Annotated in this window: 21 protein-coding genes; 4 read left to right on the top strand and 17 right to left on the bottom strand. The window is 51.3% G+C overall.

Annotated elements, in window-relative coordinates:
* Window positions 1-27: 27 nt before the first annotated feature.
* A complete protein-coding gene (locus tag H141_RS21660) occupies window positions 28-192 on the top strand; it encodes a hypothetical protein (protein ID WP_019676317.1) in 165 nt (54 codons plus the stop codon).
* 54 nt (window positions 193-246) lie between these two features.
* Entirely contained in the window at window positions 247-921 is a 675-nt protein-coding gene (locus H141_RS0110965) for a DUF3334 family protein (protein ID WP_019676316.1), read from the top strand.
* Between the two features lie 44 nt (window positions 922-965).
* Here H141_RS0110965 and H141_RS0110960 read toward each other — a convergent pair whose 3' ends face one another.
* The 5 genes from H141_RS0110960 to H141_RS0110935 form a co-directional block, all read right to left on the bottom strand.
* A complete protein-coding gene (locus tag H141_RS0110960) occupies window positions 966-2,156 on the bottom strand; it encodes a multidrug effflux MFS transporter (RefSeq protein WP_033425487.1) in 1,191 nt (396 codons plus the stop codon).
* 95 nt (window positions 2,157-2,251) lie between these two features.
* A complete protein-coding gene (locus H141_RS0110950; RefSeq protein WP_019676313.1) occupies window positions 2,252-3,466 on the bottom strand; it encodes an ATP-binding protein in 1,215 nt (404 codons plus the stop codon).
* Window positions 3,467-3,468: 2 nt separating this feature from the next.
* Window positions 3,469-4,158 carry a winged helix-turn-helix domain-containing protein gene (locus H141_RS0110945; RefSeq protein ID WP_026349389.1) on the bottom strand — a complete coding sequence of 230 codons (690 nt, stop codon included), beginning with the start codon at window positions 4,156-4,158 and terminating at the stop codon, window positions 3,469-3,471.
* Entirely contained in the window at window positions 4,158-4,550 is a 393-nt protein-coding gene (locus H141_RS0110940) for a DUF3019 domain-containing protein (RefSeq protein WP_019676311.1), read from the bottom strand. The genes H141_RS0110945 and H141_RS0110940 overlap by 1 nt, the downstream gene beginning before the upstream one ends.
* Window positions 4,550-5,422 carry a MipA/OmpV family protein gene (locus H141_RS0110935; RefSeq protein ID WP_019676310.1) on the bottom strand — a complete coding sequence of 291 codons (873 nt, stop codon included), beginning with the start codon at window positions 5,420-5,422 and terminating at the stop codon, window positions 4,550-4,552. The genes H141_RS0110940 and H141_RS0110935 overlap by 1 nt, the downstream gene beginning before the upstream one ends.
* Before the next feature lie 244 nt (window positions 5,423-5,666).
* On the opposite strand from H141_RS0110935, the gene H141_RS0110930 reads away from it, so the two are divergent.
* Window positions 5,667-6,692 carry a LacI family DNA-binding transcriptional regulator gene (locus tag H141_RS0110930; protein WP_019676309.1) on the top strand — a complete coding sequence of 342 codons (1,026 nt, stop codon included), beginning with the start codon at window positions 5,667-5,669 and terminating at the stop codon, window positions 6,690-6,692.
* Here H141_RS0110930 and dauA read toward each other — a convergent pair.
* The 12 genes from dauA to H141_RS0110865 all read right to left on the bottom strand — a co-directional run bounded on the left by dauA (window position 6,660) and on the right by H141_RS0110865 (window position 19,081).
* Window positions 6,660-8,411, bottom strand: coding sequence for a C4-dicarboxylic acid transporter DauA (gene dauA / locus H141_RS0110925; RefSeq protein WP_019676308.1), 1,752 nt, complete (start codon window positions 8,409-8,411; stop codon window positions 6,660-6,662). The two genes, H141_RS0110930 and dauA, sit on opposite strands and share 33 nt — an antisense overlap.
* Window positions 8,412-8,541: 130 nt before the next feature.
* Window positions 8,542-10,290, bottom strand: coding sequence for an alpha-amylase family glycosyl hydrolase (locus tag H141_RS0110920; protein WP_019676307.1), 1,749 nt, complete (start codon window positions 10,288-10,290; stop codon window positions 8,542-8,544).
* Between the two features lie 2 nt (window positions 10,291-10,292).
* Window positions 10,293-11,789 carry an MFS transporter gene (locus H141_RS0110915; protein WP_019676306.1) on the bottom strand — a complete coding sequence of 499 codons (1,497 nt, stop codon included), beginning with the start codon at window positions 11,787-11,789 and terminating at the stop codon, window positions 10,293-10,295.
* A 255-nt stretch (window positions 11,790-12,044) separates the two neighbouring features.
* Complete coding sequence (locus tag H141_RS21440; protein WP_157610859.1) at window positions 12,045-12,275, bottom strand: hypothetical protein; 231 nt, start codon at window positions 12,273-12,275, stop codon at window positions 12,045-12,047.
* A gap of 53 nt (window positions 12,276-12,328) precedes the next feature.
* Complete coding sequence (locus tag H141_RS0110905) at window positions 12,329-12,892, bottom strand: DUF5655 domain-containing protein (protein WP_019676304.1); 564 nt, start codon at window positions 12,890-12,892, stop codon at window positions 12,329-12,331.
* Window positions 12,893-12,907: 15 nt separating this feature from the next.
* A complete protein-coding gene (locus tag H141_RS0110900; protein WP_019676303.1) occupies window positions 12,908-13,420 on the bottom strand; it encodes an SRPBCC domain-containing protein in 513 nt (170 codons plus the stop codon).
* On the bottom strand, window positions 13,417-13,782 hold the full coding sequence (locus H141_RS0110895; RefSeq protein ID WP_019676302.1) for an ArsR/SmtB family transcription factor: 366 nt from the start codon (window positions 13,780-13,782) through the stop codon (window positions 13,417-13,419). The genes H141_RS0110900 and H141_RS0110895 overlap by 4 nt, the downstream gene beginning before the upstream one ends.
* Window positions 13,783-13,913: 131 nt before the next feature.
* Entirely contained in the window at window positions 13,914-14,207 is a 294-nt protein-coding gene (locus H141_RS0110890) for a hypothetical protein (RefSeq protein WP_019676301.1), read from the bottom strand.
* Between the two features lie 114 nt (window positions 14,208-14,321).
* Entirely contained in the window at window positions 14,322-14,759 is a 438-nt protein-coding gene (locus tag H141_RS0110885) for an energy transducer TonB (protein WP_019676300.1), read from the bottom strand.
* Between the two features lie 130 nt (window positions 14,760-14,889).
* Entirely contained in the window at window positions 14,890-16,116 is a 1,227-nt protein-coding gene (locus H141_RS0110875) for a threonine/serine exporter family protein (protein ID WP_019676298.1), read from the bottom strand.
* A 113-nt stretch (window positions 16,117-16,229) separates the two neighbouring features.
* Window positions 16,230-18,086, bottom strand: a complete 1,857-nt coding sequence (locus H141_RS0110870; RefSeq protein ID WP_019676297.1) for a glycoside hydrolase family 13 protein — start codon at window positions 18,084-18,086, stop codon at window positions 16,230-16,232.
* Window positions 18,086-19,081: an alpha/beta hydrolase gene (locus H141_RS0110865; protein ID WP_019676296.1), complete on the bottom strand. Its 996-nt coding sequence runs from the start codon at window positions 19,079-19,081 to the stop codon at window positions 18,086-18,088. The genes H141_RS0110870 and H141_RS0110865 overlap by 1 nt, the downstream gene beginning before the upstream one ends.
* Before the next feature lie 189 nt (window positions 19,082-19,270).
* Between H141_RS0110865 and H141_RS0110860 the strand changes: the two genes are divergently transcribed.
* On the top strand, window positions 19,271-20,755 hold the full coding sequence (locus H141_RS0110860) for a tryptophan halogenase family protein (protein ID WP_019676295.1): 1,485 nt from the start codon (window positions 19,271-19,273) through the stop codon (window positions 20,753-20,755).
* Window positions 20,756-20,800 lie beyond the last annotated feature (45 nt).

Genomic DNA, 20,800 nt, shown 5'->3' with positions numbered 1-20,800 from the left:
GGGCCGCCGGGAATAGGAGCAAACACCATGTCTGACTTAGATTTTGATCAGGATTTCGATTTAAACAATCTTGATTTTGATGGTGCAGAAGCCGCACTGGCCAAACAGCAGGCCGAGGCCGCAGCAAAGGCTGCCGAGCCACAATTTGGTGATGACGATGACGAATGCAGCGGCGGAGCCTGTAAAATTTAGCGTTAACTACTGATAAGGGCTTATACTGTCAGAAAATAGCCCTTGGAAAACAGCATGAAAAAAACCCGTATTATTACCACCGATGACATTCTGCTAACCCTGTGTCAGGCAGTTAATGGCGTTCTGGCAGCAGCCGGCAACCCAACAATCAGTCATTCGCCGATGGTTCAGAAAATTCAGAAAACCTGTTTACGGCCCGATCTGGGCTGCTTTGTATTGTTTGACGGCGGCTTTTCCGGGCTGGTAATTATAAATTTCACATCGCAGGCAGCAATGGAAATTTACCGGAAATACATGATGAGTATGGGCATGCCGGAGGATGAGCTGGCCCAGTTTCATACCTCTGATGAGGTGGGTAATGTGATGGGCGAGCTGATGAATCAGATCGTCGGCGACTTTACCAACAAGGTACGTCAGGATTTACATACCTCAATTAATCAGAGCCAGCCGAAAATGATGGCAATTAACAAGCAGGTGCAAATTCTGATTAACACCCAGCTTGATCAGCCACAGGCCCGTCGTGTCACGTTCAGCACACCGGAACATAATATTTTTTATATGGAACTGGCGATGGATAAAACTGAGTTTATTCAGCTGGAAGAGTTTGAACGTACCGAGCAGGAAAACCCGGACGATATTTTGGCCAATGCTCAGCAATACCGGCAGGAGAATACAGTAGATATTGAACCGGAAGTTGACGACGATTTTCTGAAAAACCTCGGTTTCTGAGCCAACCTTGCGCCGGGCTGCCTATCGGACAGCCTGGCTCTGGCTTAACCGGTAACGGATAAGCGGGAATGTGCAAGCTGGCGCCACAGCTGACTCAGGCCAATAGCCAGCACTCCTGATAACATCAGTACTGAGAACGGCAAAGCATCGCCGGTGTAAAACCATGCCAGTAAAGGCCCGGCCAGGGCCCCACTGCCAAACCGTAAGGTACCGATAACAGCGGTAGCGGTGCCGCTGTTATGCGGAAATTGCATAATAATCATCGCGTCGGCATTGGTCGCCATTAATCCCAGGCTGGCCATCAGCGGTGCTATGGTAAGCACGGTATACCATAACCCCAGACCAAAATAGTTAAAACCCGTTAATAAACTGGCGCAGCACAGTGCCACCACTAAGCCAAAGCGTAACATACGCTGCGGCCCAAAACGCACGACTAAGCGGCTGTTCAGTAAGTTGGCGCTCATCAGTGCCAGCACGTTACAACCAAACAACAGCGCAAACATTTGCTCAGTTACTCCGAAGTAGCCAATGTAAACAAAAGAAACTGCGGTTAAAAAACAGAAAAAGGCGAACGAGGCAAACATCGAGCTGGCAATATCCGGCCATGCCGCTTTATGCCGGAACACTTTGATATAACCACTGAAAAAAGCCGGCCGCTGCTGTCCGGCCTCAGTGCGGATTTCTGGTAAAAAACGCCAGCTAAAACCAACCACCACAGCACCATATAGCGCCAGAAACAGGAATATTGCCTGCCAGCTGGCCAGCCAGATGATGCCGCTGCCCATGGCCGGAGCCACCAGCGGTGCCAGCATCATAATCATCGATACATAAGACATGCCTTTAGCAGTATGTTGCTGATACAAATGGCGGATAATACCCGGCACCACTACTGATGCTGCCGCGCCTGCCAGCGCCTGCACCGCCCGCCAGCCCAGAAACCATTCAATACTGTCGACCTGACTCAGCGCAAGACTGGCCAGAATAAAGCCACTTAAACCAAATACCGCCAGTGGCCGCCGTCCCAGCATGTCAGCCAGTGGCCCGAACAGCAGCATACCTATGCCATAAGCCGCCAGAAAAATACTCAGCGACTGCTGGACCAGACTAATGCTGGTATCCAGTTCACCGGCCATCATCGGCATGGCAGGTAAGTACATATCTATCGCCAATGGGGTGGTGGCAACCACAGCAGCCAGCAACATCAGCAACCAGATTGAAGGCTCGGAACTTCGCATTACAGGTACTCTTATTGGGGAAGCATAGCTTAGCATTGGCCGAAGCCAGCTTAGCTGATTATGCGCTGGCGGCAGATTTTTTTATGATGAATAGCTTAACTTACCGGCAGTAGCAGCTGCAAACTGGCACCACCTAAGGCACTGTCGCTGATAAGCAGCTTACCCTGATGCCACTGCACAATACGTTGGACAATGGCGAGGCCCAGGCCAAAGCCCCCCTCTTCCCGGTTACGGCTTTGCTCCAGCCGCTGAAATGGTTTCAGCACTTCAGCCCGGCGGTCGGGTGCAATGCCGGGGCCATCATCGTTAACGCTGATCTGCCAGTGCCCCTGCCGCGATTTCACATCAACTACAATTCGTTGTCTGGCGTAGCGTTTGGCATTTACCAGCAAGTTCTGAATAGCCCGTTCCAGATAATGAGCATCACAATACAACATCGCCTGTGCCGGCAATTGCAGCTCAATAGCGGCACCGGGCAGCGGGGCCAGTTTCTCAGCAACGTTATGAATGAGCTCTGTTAAGTCAACTTGTTGCTTTTTAAGATCAAGTTGATGGCTTTGCAATTTGGCGTAGTCGAGCATTTCATCTACCAGTTGCTGCAACTCCCGCACGTCCTGCAACATCAGCTGTTTATCGTTTTCGGGCAGTTGTGGCGCCATTTCCAACGCAAATTTCAGCCGGGCAATCGGGGTCCGCAGCTCATGCGACACCGCATGAGTCATTTCCCGCTGCAAGTCCAGCAAAGAGATAATTTGCTGACTCATTTGCTGAAAGCTATCGGCAATGGGCGCGATAAATGAACGGGCAGGTAACTGCAACTCCGCCGGCTGGCCCTTACCAAAACGCTGCAAACCTTGTTGCAAAAACCGGATATCCCGTGCCACCGGCCAGAGCCACAGTGCCACAGCAACCGCCAGCAAGCTGAAAAAAAGAATACTAAACCAGTCAAAACCCGAATGTTCGTTTAATTGCAGCGGGCCAACCAGCCATAATTGCTCATCGCGCAGACCATAAAAAAACACACTGTTATCCTGAAATAACGGTAACAAATGGTTTTGCTGTAATAACTGCCATTCATCGGGCTGCCAGCTTACACTATCAAGCGCCACTGGCTGATAAGGTAAACCAAGGTGACTGGACCACTGCGCCTCAGGCAAGCGCATAACCAGCGACATTTGCTCGGCCAGGGTATCTACCAGCGCAGGCGGCTGACCACCCTGCGCATATTGCCAAAGCTGATCAACCGTCCAGCCTAAGCCAATTAACACCAGAAATAAAAACAGATAAAAGTGCAGAAACAGGCGATGCATAGTTACCAGGCATCAGCGACAAATAAATACCCTTTACCCCAAACGGTTTTAATCCGGAAAGGCACCTCTGCATTATCACCCAGCTTTCGTCTTAAATGTGATATCCGCACATCGACAGTCCGATCAAGGCCATCATATTCACGGCCAATAATTTGCTGATGAATAGCTTCCCGTTTCACGGTCTGGCCGGCATGTCGTGCTAACATCCATAATAAGTCGAATTCATAGCTGGTAAGATCGACCAGCTTGTTGTCCAGCCAGGCTTCGCGCGAACGCTGCTTTAACATCAAACCGCCAAAAGCCAGTTGCTGCTGTTCAGTTTGCGGGCTAACCTGGGTCCGGCGTAGCAGGGCATTAATCCGTGCTAATAATACCCGCGGCTCAACCGGTTTAATTACATAATCGTCAGCACCAAGCTCCAGTCCCAACACCTGATCAATATCACTTTGCTTGGCAGTTAGCATTAATACCGGACCTTTGTACCAGGGGCGGATTTGCCGGCAAACGCCAAAGCCATCCAACCCGGGCAACATCAAATCCAGCACAATTAAATCGGGTTGAAATTGCTTGCATTGCTCGGCAACCAGATCGCCGCGGCTTTGCTGCTGCACGGTAAACCCATGCTGCACCAGAAAACTCTGCACCAGGCCGGCCAACCGGGCGTCATCTTCCACTAACAGGATCTTAGCCATTAAAAAATACTCCATGCGCCGGAGACACGACGTCGTTTTGCCGGTTGCCGGCTTAATACCTGCAATTCGGCACTCAGCAGCACCTGCTGTTGCTGGCGCAAGCTCAACCAACCGGTTTGCCAGTTAACCTGCTGCTGCCATTGGCCGCTGGTTGCTTCCTGCCAGCAGCGCTCAGCCTGCTCCGCCAGATATAAACATACTGTTCTGGGGGTGTCACTAAACCAAATCACCCGCAGCGCAGCTTCACAGCCCTGCTCAAGCTTATCGGTAACACAGACCGTTGGGCTAACCTGCCAACATAGCGGCTCAGTGCACTGGCCGGCAGCAACTTCAGCCTGGCTGCTTAGCGAAACACCAAGTAGCAGGGCCAGGAAACAACATAACAGCCGCATCAGAAAAACCGGTAACTAACGCCACCAAACCAGGTTGTGACGTTATCAGAGCGTACCAGGTAGCTATCAGTCATAGCGCTATCCAGTTGTAAATATCGGAGGAATACCAACACACTCAACCGTTCTGTTAACGGTTTGCTCCAGTTTAACCGAAGTTCTGCCTGCCAGCTATCCCGCCCTTGATATTCCTGGCCTGACGTTACTTCTAATGCCGTTAAACCGTAATAGGTGTCAATCAGCTGGGCACTTTTCCAGTGAAGATGTGCCGATAACTGCCATTTACCATAAGGGCTTTGCCAGCCCCGGCGCGCACCCAGACTGGCATACTGGCCATGGTGTTGCTTACTGACATCGGTCCAGTATGCCAGTTGCCACAAGGTGCCACTGCGGACCGTATCTAATTGCAGCCCGACATCAAACGCTGTAGGCCTTTTATTTACCTGACTAACGGCTATCTGAGAGGGTGCCTGGCGGAATGTTGCAGCGCCAAATTCAGGCCCAACGATGGTATTGGCTTCAAACTGCAGTAAATTGCCACTGAACCATTGCTGAAAATAGCCTTTTTCCTGATTAAACTGACCAATGATACTCAGTTGCGTATCATCGCTGAGGGCAATACTGCTGCCCAGCCGGCCATTGTCAAAAAACCAGTATTTACTGTAGTAATAAATTTCCGGCAATAACACTAAGTTAAGCTTTTTACCGCCATGCAATGGATTACTACGCTGGCCATAGCCTAAGGCCCAGCTTAAATATAGCTTTTGCTCGGCAATACAATCATCGCCCTGACAGGTGGGAGTGCTGGCGGTTGCTGCGAAACCGCTCAGCAACAAACTCGTCAATAACACTATTTTTAACGATTTTTTAATCACAACAGCTTACCTGATTCCAGTGACTCTTTAGTTTAGCAAGGCGCGGCCCCACGCCGAAACAGAAATAACATAGTTTCACAAATTAACCGGAATTATCAGATGCAACAGTGCTGAAACAGATGCTAACGCCAAAATTGAATCTACTAACAAATCCATCTATGATGGGCAGATTATAATTATAATGCGCTAAGCAGATTGCTGCAGTTAACTGCAGAGCTGCGACGCTGTAACAGCAGAGCACCTGATGAAAGACAAAGCGACATCCTTTGATATTGCCTATTTAGCCGGGGTATCGCAGTCCACGGTGTCGAGGGCGCTGCGCAACAGTCCGCAAGTTAATAAAGAAACCCGCGAGCGGGTGCATGCCATTGCTAAACAGCTGAACTATAAAGTGGATAAGAACGCCAGCAACCTGCGTAAACAACGCAGCAGCACGCTGGCACTGTTGTTGTTTGAAGACCCCACGTCAGACGAGTCACTTATCAACCCGTTCTTTTTATCAATGCTGGGCAGTATTACCCGGGCCTGTGCCAAACGCGGCCAGGATCTACTGGTATCCTTCCAGCAACTGAGTGACGACTGGCATGCCGATTACGAAGACAGTAATAAAGCCGATGGCATTATTTTGCTTGGCTATGGCGATTATGTTGATTACGAAGAAAAACTGAAAAAACTGTTAGCCCAGCAAACCCATTTTGTTTGCTGGGGCGCTGAGGTACTCGGTCACCCTGAATTTACCATTCGCAGCAATAACCGCGAAGGTGGCCGGCTGGCCGGCGAGCACCTATTAGCCAATGGCTACCAAAACTTTGCCTTTGTTGGTAATGCTTCTGAGCACAGCCCTGAGTTTTTTGAGCGCTATCAGGGCTTTACAGATGCGCTGCTTGTAGCAGGCATTAAACCGGCTGATATTGCCCAGGGCGATGCTATCTCCACCGAGAACGCCGGCGACCAGGCTATCCGGCAAATTATGCAGCAAGGTAAGGCCTGTGATGCCGTATTTTGTGCCAGCGATACTATTGCCATTGGGGTAATGCGGGCATTGCACCAACTGGGGTACCGTATTCCGGCCGATATTGCAGTAATGGGCTTTGACGATATACCTGTAGCGTCATTTGCTACCCCGGCGCTAAGCACCATTCAGCAGGATACTTCGCTGGCCGGAGAAATGCTGGTCGATAACCTGCTGCGGTTAATTAATAATGAAGCCATCGTTAGCACCCATATTCAGCCAAAACTAATTATCCGCCAGTCCTGCGGCAGCCGCTGAGGCTGGCGCCAGGGCGTCCAGCGCTTCTTTTAAGCTGGGGTAAAAGCGCAACCTGCCGGCTACCGGCTTAACCCCTGCTCTGGCCAGGGTACGTAGCGGCTGAAACTGCAAGTCGGCAATCACTAACTCAGTATGAGTTTTAGCACTTTTACTAATCAGCTTATTCAATGCCGCCAGGCCACCGGCATCCAGTACCGTAACACCATCCATATACAACACTATGCCGCGACATTGGGCGGTTAGCACGGCAATTTCGGCAAAAATCCGATCAGCCGCCGCAAAAAACAACGGGCCGTTAATCTTCAGCACTTTCCATCCGGCCGGCAGCTCCATATCAATCAGTTTTTTATGCTGACTGATATCGGTAACTTTAGTCATCTCAGCAATATCTTTCACAAACAACACCGCAGCCAACAAAATACCTACGGTAATAGCGATAACCATATCCAGCAGCACTGTCAGTGAAAAACAGCTAAAGAACACCAGAATATCACTTCGCGGCGCCGTTCTTAGCAAATGCAGTGCTTTAGGTGCCTCGCTCATATTCCAGGCTACCATCAGCAGTAACGAGGCCAGTGCCGCCATCGGCACATAAGATAACAACTGGGCCAGCAGCACCAGCGCCAGCAGGATCACCAGGCAATGCACCATGGCCGCCACCGGGCTTTGCGCACCAGCTTTAAAATTGGCCGCTGATCGCGCCAGCGCAGCGGTAGCAGTAATGCCGCCGAAAAAAGGCGTAATAATATTACCCAGGCCCTGGCCCAATAATTCACTGTTGGCGCTGTGGCGCCGCCCCGACATGCCATCCAGCACCACGGCACACAGCAACGACTCAATAGCACCCAGCATTGCCATGGCAAAAGCAGCCGCCAGTAAGTCTTTCACCAGTTGCCAGCTAAAGCCGAGCAGTTCATTACCCGGGCCGGGGCGCAGCCAGGGCCAGTCAAAGTAAGGCAGATAGGGCGGAATGCCATTGCCGCTACTGCCATCTGGCGTGCTGTAACTGAAACGCGAGCCTATGGTGTCGAGCTCAGCGCCGACATGGAGCAACAACAGCCCGAGCAGAGTGCCGATAAACAGCGCTGGCAAATGGGCCGGCACCGGGGTTTTTAATTTTGGCCACAACAGCATCACCGCCAGAGTAACTGTCGCTACCAGCAAACTGGGCCAGGCAGCTTGCGGCAGCTGCTGCGCCAGCATGACGATTTTCTCCACATAGTGCTCTGGTAAAGCAGCAATGCTAAGGCCAAAGAAGTCTTTAATTTGCAAGGTGGCAATCACCACCGCTATGCCGCCGGTAAAACCCAGGGTTACCGCTTCGGGAATATATTCAATTAGCCGCCCCAGCCGCATGGCGGCCATCAGCAGCAGGATCACACCAGACAATACTGAGGCAATCAGCAAGCCGCTGAGCCCATATTTCAAAGCAACAGGGTACAAAATCACAACAAAGGCGGCGGTGGGGCCAGAGATGCTGTAACGAGATCCGCCGGTTAAGGCAATAACAAAACCAGCGATAATTGCCGTGTATAAACCGTACTGCGGCGCTACACCACTGGCAATTGCCAGCGCCATCGCCAGCGGAATAGCAATAATGCCGACGGTAATCCCAGCCAGGATATCTTTACTGAATTTATTAAGGTTGTAACCTTCAGCCAGCGCTTCGCGCAGCGCATGGCAAAGGCGCAGGGAAAACAGGTAAGAACGGTGAGACACCACAACTCCGCTACAGCAGAACAGGTGTTGTTAGTTTAGCAAACAGCGCAGCTAACCGATATGCGCTATTAGTCTGGGCTACCAGAAATAAACCGCCGCTGCCACATAGCCGGCGGTTTAATCAGGCTGCTTATTTAGCGGTTTGCAGCACCAGCAGGCCAAAGCCGGCTAACAGATTGCCGTCCAGCTCAAAGGCCCAGCCCGGGGTTAAACCTTCGCGGTTAATGGCGCTGATATCCTGCGCTGAATCAGTTAAGTTCAGCACAAACAGACTTTTGCTGCCGTTTAGCTCACGGCTGATTTGCAGCACGCCATTTTCCAGCTGGCTAACCTGATAACTGCCGGCAGTAGCCAGCTCTGGCCGCTGTTTTTTCTGGGCAATTAAAAATTTATACAATTGCCAGACAGAATCCGGCTGCGCTTGTTGCGCAGCAACGCTGCGATCTTCAGCGCTAAGCTGCTTAGCCAGAAAATCCGGCCACCAGTTAGGGAAGCCATCGCCAAACAGTGCCAGTTGTTCTACCCAGCTGTTATCGCTGCTGGTAAAGCCGGCCTGTTTACTGTTATCCCACAGCATGGGCGCCCGTTTGAATACGTCGTGGCCGCTTCTGTCCTGGGTTAAGCCAATTTCTTCACCATAATAAATGTAAGGCGTACCCGGCGAGCTGAACAACATGACAGCAGCCAGTTTGGCTTTGCTGTCATGCTCTTTTAACTGGTAAGCCACGCGCTCCTGATCATGGTTGGTTATAAAGGGCGCAAAAAAACTAAGCGGCGCTTCCGAATCAATTCGTTGCTGGACGTTTTCGGCCAGCACTGTTGCATCGGCCACCTGCTGCTGATTCGACTGCATAGTGCCAAACTGCGCTTCGCCAGCTGTATCCTGCTGTAATAAGCCAAGAATTTTATAACCTACTTCAAAATCAAACCCCTGGTCTAAGCCTTTGCCCTCGCCAAAATAGCGGGCAGCGATCGGGATATCGACCCAGGCTTCACCCACTAAGTAGGCTTCAGGGTTAACGCTTTTCACAAACTGATTAAAGCTCTGCCAGTAAGCGATGGTCTCATTAGTATCAGCCTGTGCAGCCGGGCCACCTTCCATGGCAAAGCGCACCGCATCCAAGCGGAAACCAGCAACGCCTTTATCCAGCCAGAACTTCGCCATTTTTTCCATCTCAGCCACCACATCGGGGTGGCGCAGGTTTACGTCAGGTTGGCTGGCACCAAAGGCAGCGTAATAATATTGCTGGCGGGTTTCATTCCAGTGCCAGACGGCATCAGGTTTATCGTTGTCACTCCAGGCGTGGCCCCAGCCGCTGCCGGCCGCTGGCATATCGTCACGCCAGATAAAGTAGTCTTTGTAAGGTGCTTCACCCGCTGCAGAGCGCTGAAACCATTCATGTTCACTGGAAATATGGTTAATAACCAAATCCAGAATAACCTTCATGCCTTTGGCATCTGCAGCCTGTATAAAGGCTTCAAATTCGGCCATAGTGCCGTAATCACTCTCTACCTGATAAAACTCGGTGAAGTCATAACCATGATAAGAAGGCGCTTCAAACATCGGGGTTAACCACAGCGCATTCACTCCCAGCTCCTGCAGGTAAGGCAGTTTGGCTGTCATGCCGTTAAAGTCACCATGGCCATCGCCATCGGTATCATAGAAACTACGTGGCCAGATCTGATAGAAAATCGCCTTGTCCCACCAGGCATCACTTTGCTGAGCCACGGCGTTTTGCTCAGCCGCAGCGTTTTGCTGAGCGGCGGCGCTTTGACTAGCCGGGGCCACTGGCTGATTTAGCGAGCTTGGTTCTGGTGCTGGCGAGCAGCCAGCCAATGCAATGGCCAGCGCTATGGCTGATATTGATAATTTAAACATAATTAACTTTCCACTTTTACCGTTTTTACCCGCAACACATACAGTGCGGCAAACACATAAGAACAGCCACCAATTGCCAGGGCGTAAATGGCCTGGCCATTAAAGAAGTAACCAATCAGGCTGCCCAAAATGGCCGCGGCCAGTAATTGCGGCAACACAATAAAGATATTAAACATACCCATATACACCCCCATTTTATGGGCCGGCAGGCAGTTCGATAACAGGGCATAAGGCAGGGATAAAATAGAGGCCCAGGCAATACCGATGCCGATCATGGGTAACCAGAGTAAGGCCGGATCTTTAATCACAAAGAACGAAAACAGGCCGGCTGCGCCAAATAACAGGTTAACGGCATGCGCTTTCTGGGCACCGGTAAACTTAACTAACAACGGTATTAACAAGGCAGCCAGCGCCGCAAAACCATTATAAACGGCAAACAATACGCCAACCCAGTCGGCGCCATCATTATAAGCCTGCGAGGTGGTGTCACTGGTACCATAGTGGTAACTGGTTACCGCAGCAGTGGTGTAGATCCACATTGCAAACAGCGGGAACCACGAGAAAAACTGCACCACAGCCAACTGGCGCATGGTGGAGGGCATGGTAAATAAATCATCGGTAATTTCTACCAGCATATTGCGGTTTGCCTGTTGCTTAAACCAACTGGCCGCCCACTGCATTAAACCAAAGGCCGCGATCAGCCCCCCTAATAAATACAGTTGCTTATCTAAATTAGCGTAGGCTACCACCACCAATGCCATAACACCGATAACCACAGCGGCAGCACCGCTTTTCCAGTAGTTGGCTGCTGGGGTAGCCTGGGGGGCACTGGGGTATGCTGCTTGCTCGGCGGCATCAAAGGCTGCCAGTTGCTCCGGGCTGTATTCTTTGCTGGAGATAATGGTCCAGCCCACCGCTAAAAACAGCACGGCGCCGCCGGCATAAAACGAATAAACTACCGAGTCAGGGATCATCCCGGCCGCGGCCGTGTTCGCTACGCCAAACCAGTTGGTCATCATCCAGGGTAAGGCCGACGCTACCACCGCACCTACGCCGATAAAAAAGCTCTGCATGGCAAAACCGGTTGGCCGCTGCTGTTTATTCAGGTTATCGCCAACAAACGCCCGAAACGGTTCCATCGTCACATTTATAGCGGCGTCTAAAATCCATAACATACCAGCGGCGAACCACAAGGTCGGCGAATTAGGCATTAACACTAAGGCGGCAGTGGTTGCCAGGGCGCCGTATAAGAAGAAAGGCCGGCGCCGGCCGAGCTTAGTCCAGGTTTTGTCACTAAAGTGGCCAATAATTGGCTGCACCAGCAAGCCGGTTAACGGTGCGGCAATCCATAAAATCGGGATTTGCTCCATATCGGCGCCAAGGGTCTGGAAAATCCGGCTGACGTTGCCGTTTTGCAGGGCAAAACCGAACTGAATACCAAAAAAACCAAAACACATATTCCAAATTTGCCAGAAACTCAGGTTCGGCTTTAATTGCATGATGCTTGTCTCTCCAGGCTTTTATAATTGTGATATACCCACGCTGCACACTTTTGGGCTGCTCAGGCTCCCCGAGCGTCTTTGATAACCCCATTTTAGTGCAACCACAAGATGAATACGTATTCAAACGGCTTTTAATGGCAGGTTTTGGTGCAACGCAAGGCATTATTAAGGTAAACAATGCATGTTAAGCAGGCCTACAACTGGGCCAGTTACAGGATGGCTGGCGCGTATTGTCAGCCGTGCCTGGTTAAACTATCCTCCGTTTCTGGCAGGCTGCGGCTTGGTCGCTTGCTTGCGCTGCCGCTCGTACTCTTCATAACTTTGTTCCATACCCCGCATACAATCGTCGTATTCGGTAACAGGCAAGCGTCTGCATTCCTGTTTTTTATTCAGTTGCAGATTCTGGTACACCGCTTTATTGCTGCAACCAGCAGTTCCAGAAAGGACTACCGCCAGTACGACCAGCACAAGTTTCGTTTTCATAATGCCTCGGTTTTGCTATCAAAGTCAGCGATGCGGATCCAGCATAAGGCAGTTTAGCCGCGGTTGTAGGCCTCTGCCAGCCAATGCTTTACGGTTTCATCAATATCAGCAATGCTACTCAGGCGGATACGATGGCTGCACATCGCATTAAAGCTGCCGGACGCTTCCAGTTTACCGGCCGGTTCAACCCCTTTTAAATTCAGACCCAAGTCTACGCGGCTGGCGGTAGAGGGCTGGATTAACGCAAACTGCTTATTGCGACGGGCGCTGACATAGGCTTTTTTCGGGCTCAGTTCAATATCGCTGCCCAGGCTAGCAAGATAGCCGGTAAGTTCGTCGTATATCGGCTGCAACGCTGCTTTGGCACCGCCGTACTGAGCGGCCAATAATTCTGCATGACTGGGTTCACCCCCGGCGGCAGCCTGTTTGGCGCGGTGGGCAATCAGGTTGGCATTGCCATGGCCCAGCGCAAACTCGCTTTTCAGCCAGTTAACCAGTTCACTGTGCTTAGCAAAGCCCTTACTGTTGGCCAGGGTTATCCATTCGGCCTGACTTTTACCTCTGGCTTGCTCCAGATTACGCCACTGGCTTTGTTCAGCTGCATTTAAATCACTCATCACAACCTCCTTGCGTTAAAGTGGCCAGTGCTCGGTACGGGTACGCTTGGGCAGAACAAAGCCCAGTTTGCTGAATAAGGCGTACATAATCCGGATACCCAGGGTCGGCTTGCCGGTTTCAACCACGGCTTTTAAGGTATTAAGGATCATCTTGCTGCCGCTGGTCATTTCTTTAGCGGTACGGCTACCCACTGGCAGGTTGTCAACGATCAGACTTACCTCAACCCCTTGTTCCAGCTGCACCAGCTGATAGCTGACGGTGCATTCCGGGTCGTCATACTGCGTAAAGCGGAAAGTGTGGACAAAACGGTGTGGCGGCTCAAACTCCACCACCTTGCCAATAACCAGCACATTGCGGCCATCGCCGGTGCGCATCTGCAGGCTGGCGCCCGGGATTAGTGCCTGGGTATGCAGCCAGGCATTAAATACGGCTGCCTGAGGCTCGTCACTTTTGGTCAGCTCACGCCAAATCGCTTCCAGCGTACCATTTATCACTATTTTTGAAACCAGCCGGGTTGGATCAATCATACCTTGTCCTTTGCTTTACTTTTAGTTGTTTGCGCTGCAACCTTACTTTCGACCGCGTATTTCAACCGGGTTAGCTGACTGGCCCAGAAGTCACGGTACTGCTCGCTCCAGCGTTCATGGATCAGCTGCAACGGCACTGCATTCAGGTACAGCGGCCGCTGTCGCCCCTGTTTTTCAGCCACTACCAGCTGTGCATCCTGTAACACCTGCAAATGCTTCATCAAACCTATCCGGCTGATCTCAAATTCACCAAGCAACTCACTTAGTGTGCAACCAGGCCTGGCCGCAATAAGATCGAGCAATTGGCGCCGGCTGCTATTCGCCAGCGCCAGAAACACCGCATCCAGTTGTTGTTCGTTCACAGCACCTCCGATAAGTAACCTAATGGTTACCTATAACAGCAAAGCTGTCAAGTACGACCAGTAAGTGACAGGCCAGCCGAACGGGTCTTGGTCAAAAGGCAGTAAAGGCAGGTATAAGGGATTACGGCAAATCAACCTTCAGCCGCAATAATGGTCACACCGGGTATTTCTGTTACGGTTCTGGCATCCGCGCGCTCGATAATTTTTACCAGCACCGACTGGATGGTTTCGTCTTGCCGCGCATCCTGCTTGCTGACAAAACGCTGCTCCTGCGCTGCGGCGCCGGCCTCTGCAACAAAGCCGACCACGACTTCAGTGGCGCAATCTGCGCTGGTGCCAAAATATGCCAGGGTAATTTGTGGATAACCGTCGAAACCTTTGTTTATCTGCTTTGCGATGCGTTTTTTTGCTTTATCGAGGTTCATGCTTTATCCAGTTTCATTCTGCAGGCTTGCAATAATAGTTATCGCAAAACTATAACACCAAACCATAGCAGCAAACTATCGTCAGTCAGTACTATGTTATGCAGCATATTGCCTTTACATCTGGCACGCCGCTGTTGCCTGCACTTTACAACGGGCCTGTACTTCCTCCATGGTACTGCGACCCATACAGAAATCCAGCCTGATCAGCTTTTGTTCCGGTGCATCGGCCGAACCGCTGGTATTAACCCACTTCCAGCTTTTGATGACTTTACTGGCCGGACGGGCAATCACTTTTTCAGGAACTGAACTAACCAGGCTAACATCGGTGGTGTTACCCTTTGCATCGACGCTAATATTAAACACGCCGCAACCGATAATACCTTGTTGGGCCAATTCTAACGGATAGCGGGGCGTAACTTGTTTTTCTCTGCTCCAGATGGCGTCGGCCGCTGCCGGTTGCATATAAGTAATCTGCACATCTCCGTAACCGGCAGCATCAGCCTGAAATACCGCAGTTGTCAGAGCGACAGCAATAATTATCTGTAATTTCATTGGTTTTCCTTGTTATTAAAGCAGGATATTTCCTTTAATAGCCAACAAATGTACCAATTATATTTACTAAATCAACCATTAATTAACTATAGCAGCGCAGGCCAAAAGTTATGAGCCGGCAAATCCTGGCTTATAAGCTTTTCTTCGGTGGCAGCGCCACATTAGCGAAAATAAGGCCGCCAACCAGCGCCATTAAAATCATAAATGTTTGCTGACCAACCCGGTCTGATACCACAAAATCCTGGCCGGAAATCAGCGAGTTTAAGCCAATATAAGTTTTGCTGCCTGGCACCAGCACAATCAGGCCATGCATGGCGACAATAACAGCCGGCGCTTTGGCCAGCCGGGTAAACAGATTACTGTAGATACCCACGGCAAAAGCACCCAGGAAAGCGCCCATGGTGTAATCAACCAAAGTGGCGCCGGTAATGCTGACGCCATAGGCTATAAAGCCGGCGGCAAGGGACCACAGCGTGTACTTTCCGCGGCTTTTAAACAGTACAATCAGCGAGCTGACCAGAATACCCACCGCCAGCCAGGCGAAATGGCGGGAAATTGCTTCGGGCTTAACAAAGTCGACCATGCCAAACAGGGTAAAGCCGATAGCAATGCCCAGAAAAGCCCCGAAATACAGCTTAAACAGCATCATTAACGCGTCCATAATCCGGGCATTACCCGACACCAGATGGCGCGCAGCCAGCTCGGCAAAACCAATGGTAAGGGCCAAACCGGGAATAAATGAAATAATGGCCGATAGCACGGCCAGCCGGATATTGATGCCGGGGTCGATATAACTGCTAATAGCACAGGCTGCAATACCGGCAACCATTGCAACCAGCGGTTCCAGCATATTAGAAATTCTGGGCGAGCGCTGCGCCCACAGCACAAACAGATAAACTAATAACGATAACAACGCCGACCACAGCACATCATTCCAGCTGGTGGCCATTAACATGGCAAAGGCGCCGCCTGAGGCCATCATCGCCACAGCGGTGGCTAACTTATTATAAGAACTGGGGCGGGTGTCGATGGCATCCAGCAGCGCATCGGCTTCAAACAAACCGACATTGCCCTGCAACACCTGATCAACCAGCTCATCAGTTCGCGATAGCGCGCCTAAATCCAGATCGCCAGGGTTTACCCTCGAAGCATGGGTATATTCCTGCTCATGGCCTTCAGTCCACAACACAAAGGTCATAGACGTGGGCGATATAATAAATGAGCCTTTCAAATTAAGATGGGTGGTCAGTTCAGTCAGGTGGGCTTCCAGCCGATAGGCCGGAGTCCCATACTTATGCAGCATCTTGCCCAGTTTTACGATAAATTTCCGTTTATGATTAAAGTCATCTGTATACAAAAGCGGCTTCCTGCTGTGGGTTATATGCGGATAACAATGCTATTAAACCCATTGTAACGTAACAGCTTGCAGATACCAGTACTGCGTTCTGTTTATCAATATCGTGCTTAAGCTTACTGAATATCCAGCAGCAAGGTGCCGCGTGCCGGCACAGTCAGTTGGTTATCCAGATGGATTTGCTGACCGCTGATTACTTCAGTGGCGGTTTTATCTGGCGGCAATACTTCGTTAAAACGGCCTAAATCGAGCGTTACCGGCTGGTGTTGCTTATTCATTACCACCATAACGATTTGCTTATGGTTATACCGGAAATAGGTGTAAGTGCCTCTGTCCGGGGCGAAGTGCAACAACTGGCCGCTATGAATGGCTGTGGCCGTTTTGCGCCAGTTCAGCAGGGTTTTAACCAACTGCTGTGCCTGTTGCTGGCTAGCATTTAAGCCTTTGCCGTTAAAAGCACTAACCTTGTCGCCGGCCCAGCCACCGGGGAAGTCGGCGCGCACTTTGCCATCGTCACGCTGTTTCGGGCTTTGCATCGCTATTTCAGTGCCGTAGAACAATTGCGGTATACCCCGCATGGTCAGCAAGTAGCTTATCGCCATCCGGTATAAGTCCATATCTTTATTTAGCAGCGAGAAAATGCGGGCCGTATCGTGGTTGCCTTCAAAAATCACCAGATTAAAAGGGTCAGAGTAGATATGGTCATTGCTGAGCATCTCATACAGGCTAATCCAGCCACCATTCCAGCTTTCATCAGTAGTTAACGCCCGCAGCAGGGCATCATACAGTGGAAAATCCAGCATGGCCGGGGTATGCGATACATAACCGTCTTTATTTTGCTTGCCCCGCTGCCAATACGAAACAATTAACGGGTTCGGGCTCCACTCCTCACCAACAATATTAAAATCCGGGTACTCCAGCATAATGCGCCGCCCCCATTCACTTAAAAACGTTTTGTCAGCGTAGGAATAAGTATCTTCACGAATACCAGCTAAACCGGCATATTCTACCCACCAGATACTGTTTTGAATAAGATAGGTTGCCAGCAGCGGATGACGCTGGTTTAAATCCGGCATCGTGTCGACAAACCAGCCGTCGGTAAACAGGGTTCGGTCGATTGCTGCAGCGTAGGGGTCCTGAATGGTGCTACGGTTATGATTGGTGGCGATAAATTGGCCACCCGCATCGCCCTTGGGGAAATTCAGCCAGTTTTTTGCCGGCAAATCCTTTAGCCACCAATGGTTGCTGCCAATATGATTGACAATAATATCCTGAATCACTTTTATGCCCTGGCTGTTGGCCGCAGTGACAAAATCACGAAATTGTTCATTGCTGCCAAAACGCGGGTCTACCCGGTACAGATCGGTTGCTGAATAGCCGTGATAAGAATACGCCGGCTGGTTATTTTCTGTCAGCGGCGTCGGCCAGACAGCCGTGATACCTAAGTCAGCTAAATACGGCAATGCCTGCTGCATCCCGGCAATATCGCCACCATGGCGACCATTATCAGCAGCCCGGTTGGCAACCTCCAGCATCGCCGGCACAGTATCATTATCCGGATCGCCATTGACAAAGCGATCGGGGGTCAGCAGATAGATCGCATCAGAGGGGTTAAACCCCTGGCGGGCCGCAGAGCCAGGCTGGCGCGTCAGTAGCGGGTAGTCCAGCTGCAGCAGCTGTTGCTCAGCACGCCACAGCTGCAGTGGCAGCTGACCCGCTACAGCATCTGGCGCTATGGTTAGTTCAACGAACAAATAGTTGGGGTTCTCCGTGCGCTGCACTGCTGAAATACCAACCCCGGGGTAGCTCAGCTTAGGCGTCAAAGCACTAATACCCTCGCCATAAAGCATTATTTCGACCTGGGGATGGGCCATACCCACCCACCAGTTAGCGGGCTCTACCCGCATAATTTCAACAGCCTGTAGCGAAAATATACTACACAGCAGGCCCAGGCTAATTAATAAGTTTCGCATTATTTTGTCACCTGCTGCACTGGCGCTGCCAGTAAGAATGTTAAAGGCTCTGCCAAACGAGCCGCCCAAGAGTTTTCGCTGTGATCAGCGCCGGCAAACAACTCACTTCGCCACAGCGGCGCGCTGAATTGTTTTCGACGGAACAGCTGATCTACCTGTTGCTGCAATGGCGGATAGAGAGCATCCAGGCTTTGATCACCATAATCGAAGTACCATTTATGTTGTCCGGGCGCCGGTAAATGCCCGGCCAGATAGGTTAAAAAAGCTTGCGGCACAGGGTTGTCCTCAACGCTAAAAATACCGGGCCAGTGAGTGGATAATGCCGCCGCGCCACCAAATACCTGCGGGTAGACTGTCTGGGCATACCAGGAAATCAAGCCGCCCATGCTGGAACCCATTATAAACGTCGCGGGCTGGCTGGAATCCGTTGCAAAATGTTGATCAATGTAAGGTTTAAGCTCTGTAACCAGAAATTTCAGGTAATTATCTGAATAAACCCTGCCTGCAAACAATTTGACGCCAGGCGAGCGCTCCAGCTGGTACAATTGCTGCCGGGTGGCAGCAGGCAAACTCAGAAAAGGTTGCTGGGGAAAATATTCACTATGTCTCGCTGCGCCGGCGTTATGCACTGCCACCACAATAAAAGGCCTGACCAGCGCTTGTTGCTGCAGGCGCTGTGCCGTTTCTGCCAGCTGCCAGCTCTGGCCATTCCAGGTCTGGCTGGCATCAAACAGCATCTGACCATCGTGCATATAAAGGACTGCATAGCGCTGCTGGCTGTTATACCCCTCTGGCAACCAGACATCAATTGGCCGTTCTGGTACATAGGCTGATAGCAACGCCGGAAGCCGAACCAGGCTGCCATAGTTCACCTGAGGTAGCGCCGGTGGCGAGCTCTTCTCAGTATTTGTCTGCGTATTCGCCACCGCACTGGCACTGGCTGATAAGTTCAGCGCTGCCAGCCCGGCAAGTAGCCAAAATTGCCATAAACGCATCCGTCAGCCCTTATTTGTTTTAAATCAGCAGCACTCGCCGAATGTTAGGCTAAACCATAAACAGCAGCCTGTTGCAATGCAAGCTGCATACGTTTGCAGTCATATACCCCGGGGTTTGCGTATTAACTGTAGTTGCTAATATTGTGGCCGCGGTGTATCAATAGGGTAGTTTCTGGCAGCGGACAGGCTATGCAACCACAACAACTGATTATTCTGGGCGGGGGCACTGCTGGCTGGATATGCGCTAACTTGCTGGCGCTGGCATTACCGGCCAACTGGCAAATCAGCCTGTTAGAATCCCCCCAGATAGGTACCATCGGTGTCGGTGAAGGCGCTACCCCGCAACTGCGGCTGCTATTTGAAAAACTCGGGTTGGCCGAGACAAACTGGATGCCACAGTGCCATGCTACATACAAAACAGGCATTCGCTTTCAGGGCTGGTCAACTAAAGCGGGTTTTGACCACTATTTTCACCCTTTTCCCAGCGCAATAGACGATGAAACGGCCAAAGGCTGCTATTTCAACGGCGTGCTAAGACGCAAAGGCATGGCGGCCGATGCCCACCCCGACAGCTATTTTCTGGCCAGTCAGCTGGCCCAATTGCGGCGGCTGCCACTAAGCGACACAGCGCCTTTTGCCCTGGATTATGCTTATCATTTTGATGCCGGTCTGTTGGGTAAGTTGTTACAGCAGCAGGCGGTCAGCCGCGGTGTCACTCATCTGGTTAACCAGGTAAGTCAGGTTCGCCTTACCCCCGGCGGCGACATTGCAAGCTTACACTGTGTCGATGGCCTGACTTTAGCCGGCGATTTTTTTGTCGATTGTTCCGGTTTTCATGGCCGCTTACTGCAACAAGCACTGGCCGAGCCTTTTATCAGCTATGCCGATAACCTATTTAATAACGCTGCTGTTGCCATAGCCACCCCGGTAGGGCAGCAACCCAGGCCGCAAACGACGGCAACAGCGATGCAATATGGCTGGCGCTGGCATATTCCACTTACCTCCCGGGTTGGCAATGGCTATGTTTACAGCCAGCATTATATCAGTGCCGATCAGGCGGAAACGGAACTAAGACGTGAGTTAGGCTTACTGGATGCAGATATCAGCACCCGTCATTTGCAAATGAAAGTGGGCCGGGTTGCTAACAGCTGGCAGCGCAATTGTCTGGCGGTGGGCCTGGCGCAGGGTTTTATTGAACCGCTGGAGGCCACAGCCCTGCTGCTGGTACAGGAAACGGTTAACCGTTTTATTCAGCACTGGCAGGCAGGTCAGCCTGCGGCAGGCGCCAGACAGGCGTTTAATCAGTATATTAATGGCCGGTTCGATGGTATCCGGGATTACATTGTCTGCCACTATAAAGTAAACAGCCGCACCGATACCGAGTACTGGCGCGCCAATGCCGCCAATCAGCAGTTGTCGGATTCGCTGCAACAACTGTTAGCAGTATGGCATAGCGGTGAGGCCCTGAGCGATGAGCTTCGTCGCCAGCAAATAGGTCAGCACTATCCGCTGCTGTCCTGGCAATGTCTGCTCAGCGGCTACGGTATCTTTCCCGATGCTGCCAGTTTAAAACCGTTGCCGCCGCAACTGCAGCGTTATCATGCCGGGCATATCGCCAGTCAGCTGCAACAACTGGTGAAGCAACATTTCCCGCAGCAGATGACAACCGGCTGATCCGGCATTAGCCGTTAACCCGTCAACCCGGCAATTTGCTCGCTG

The organism is Arsukibacterium perlucidum DSM 18276, from assembly GCF_000382165.1.
Taxonomy (GTDB): domain Bacteria; phylum Pseudomonadota; class Gammaproteobacteria; order Enterobacterales; family Alteromonadaceae; genus Alishewanella; species Alishewanella perlucidum.
This window is presented reverse-complemented; position numbering and strand designations above follow the sequence as displayed.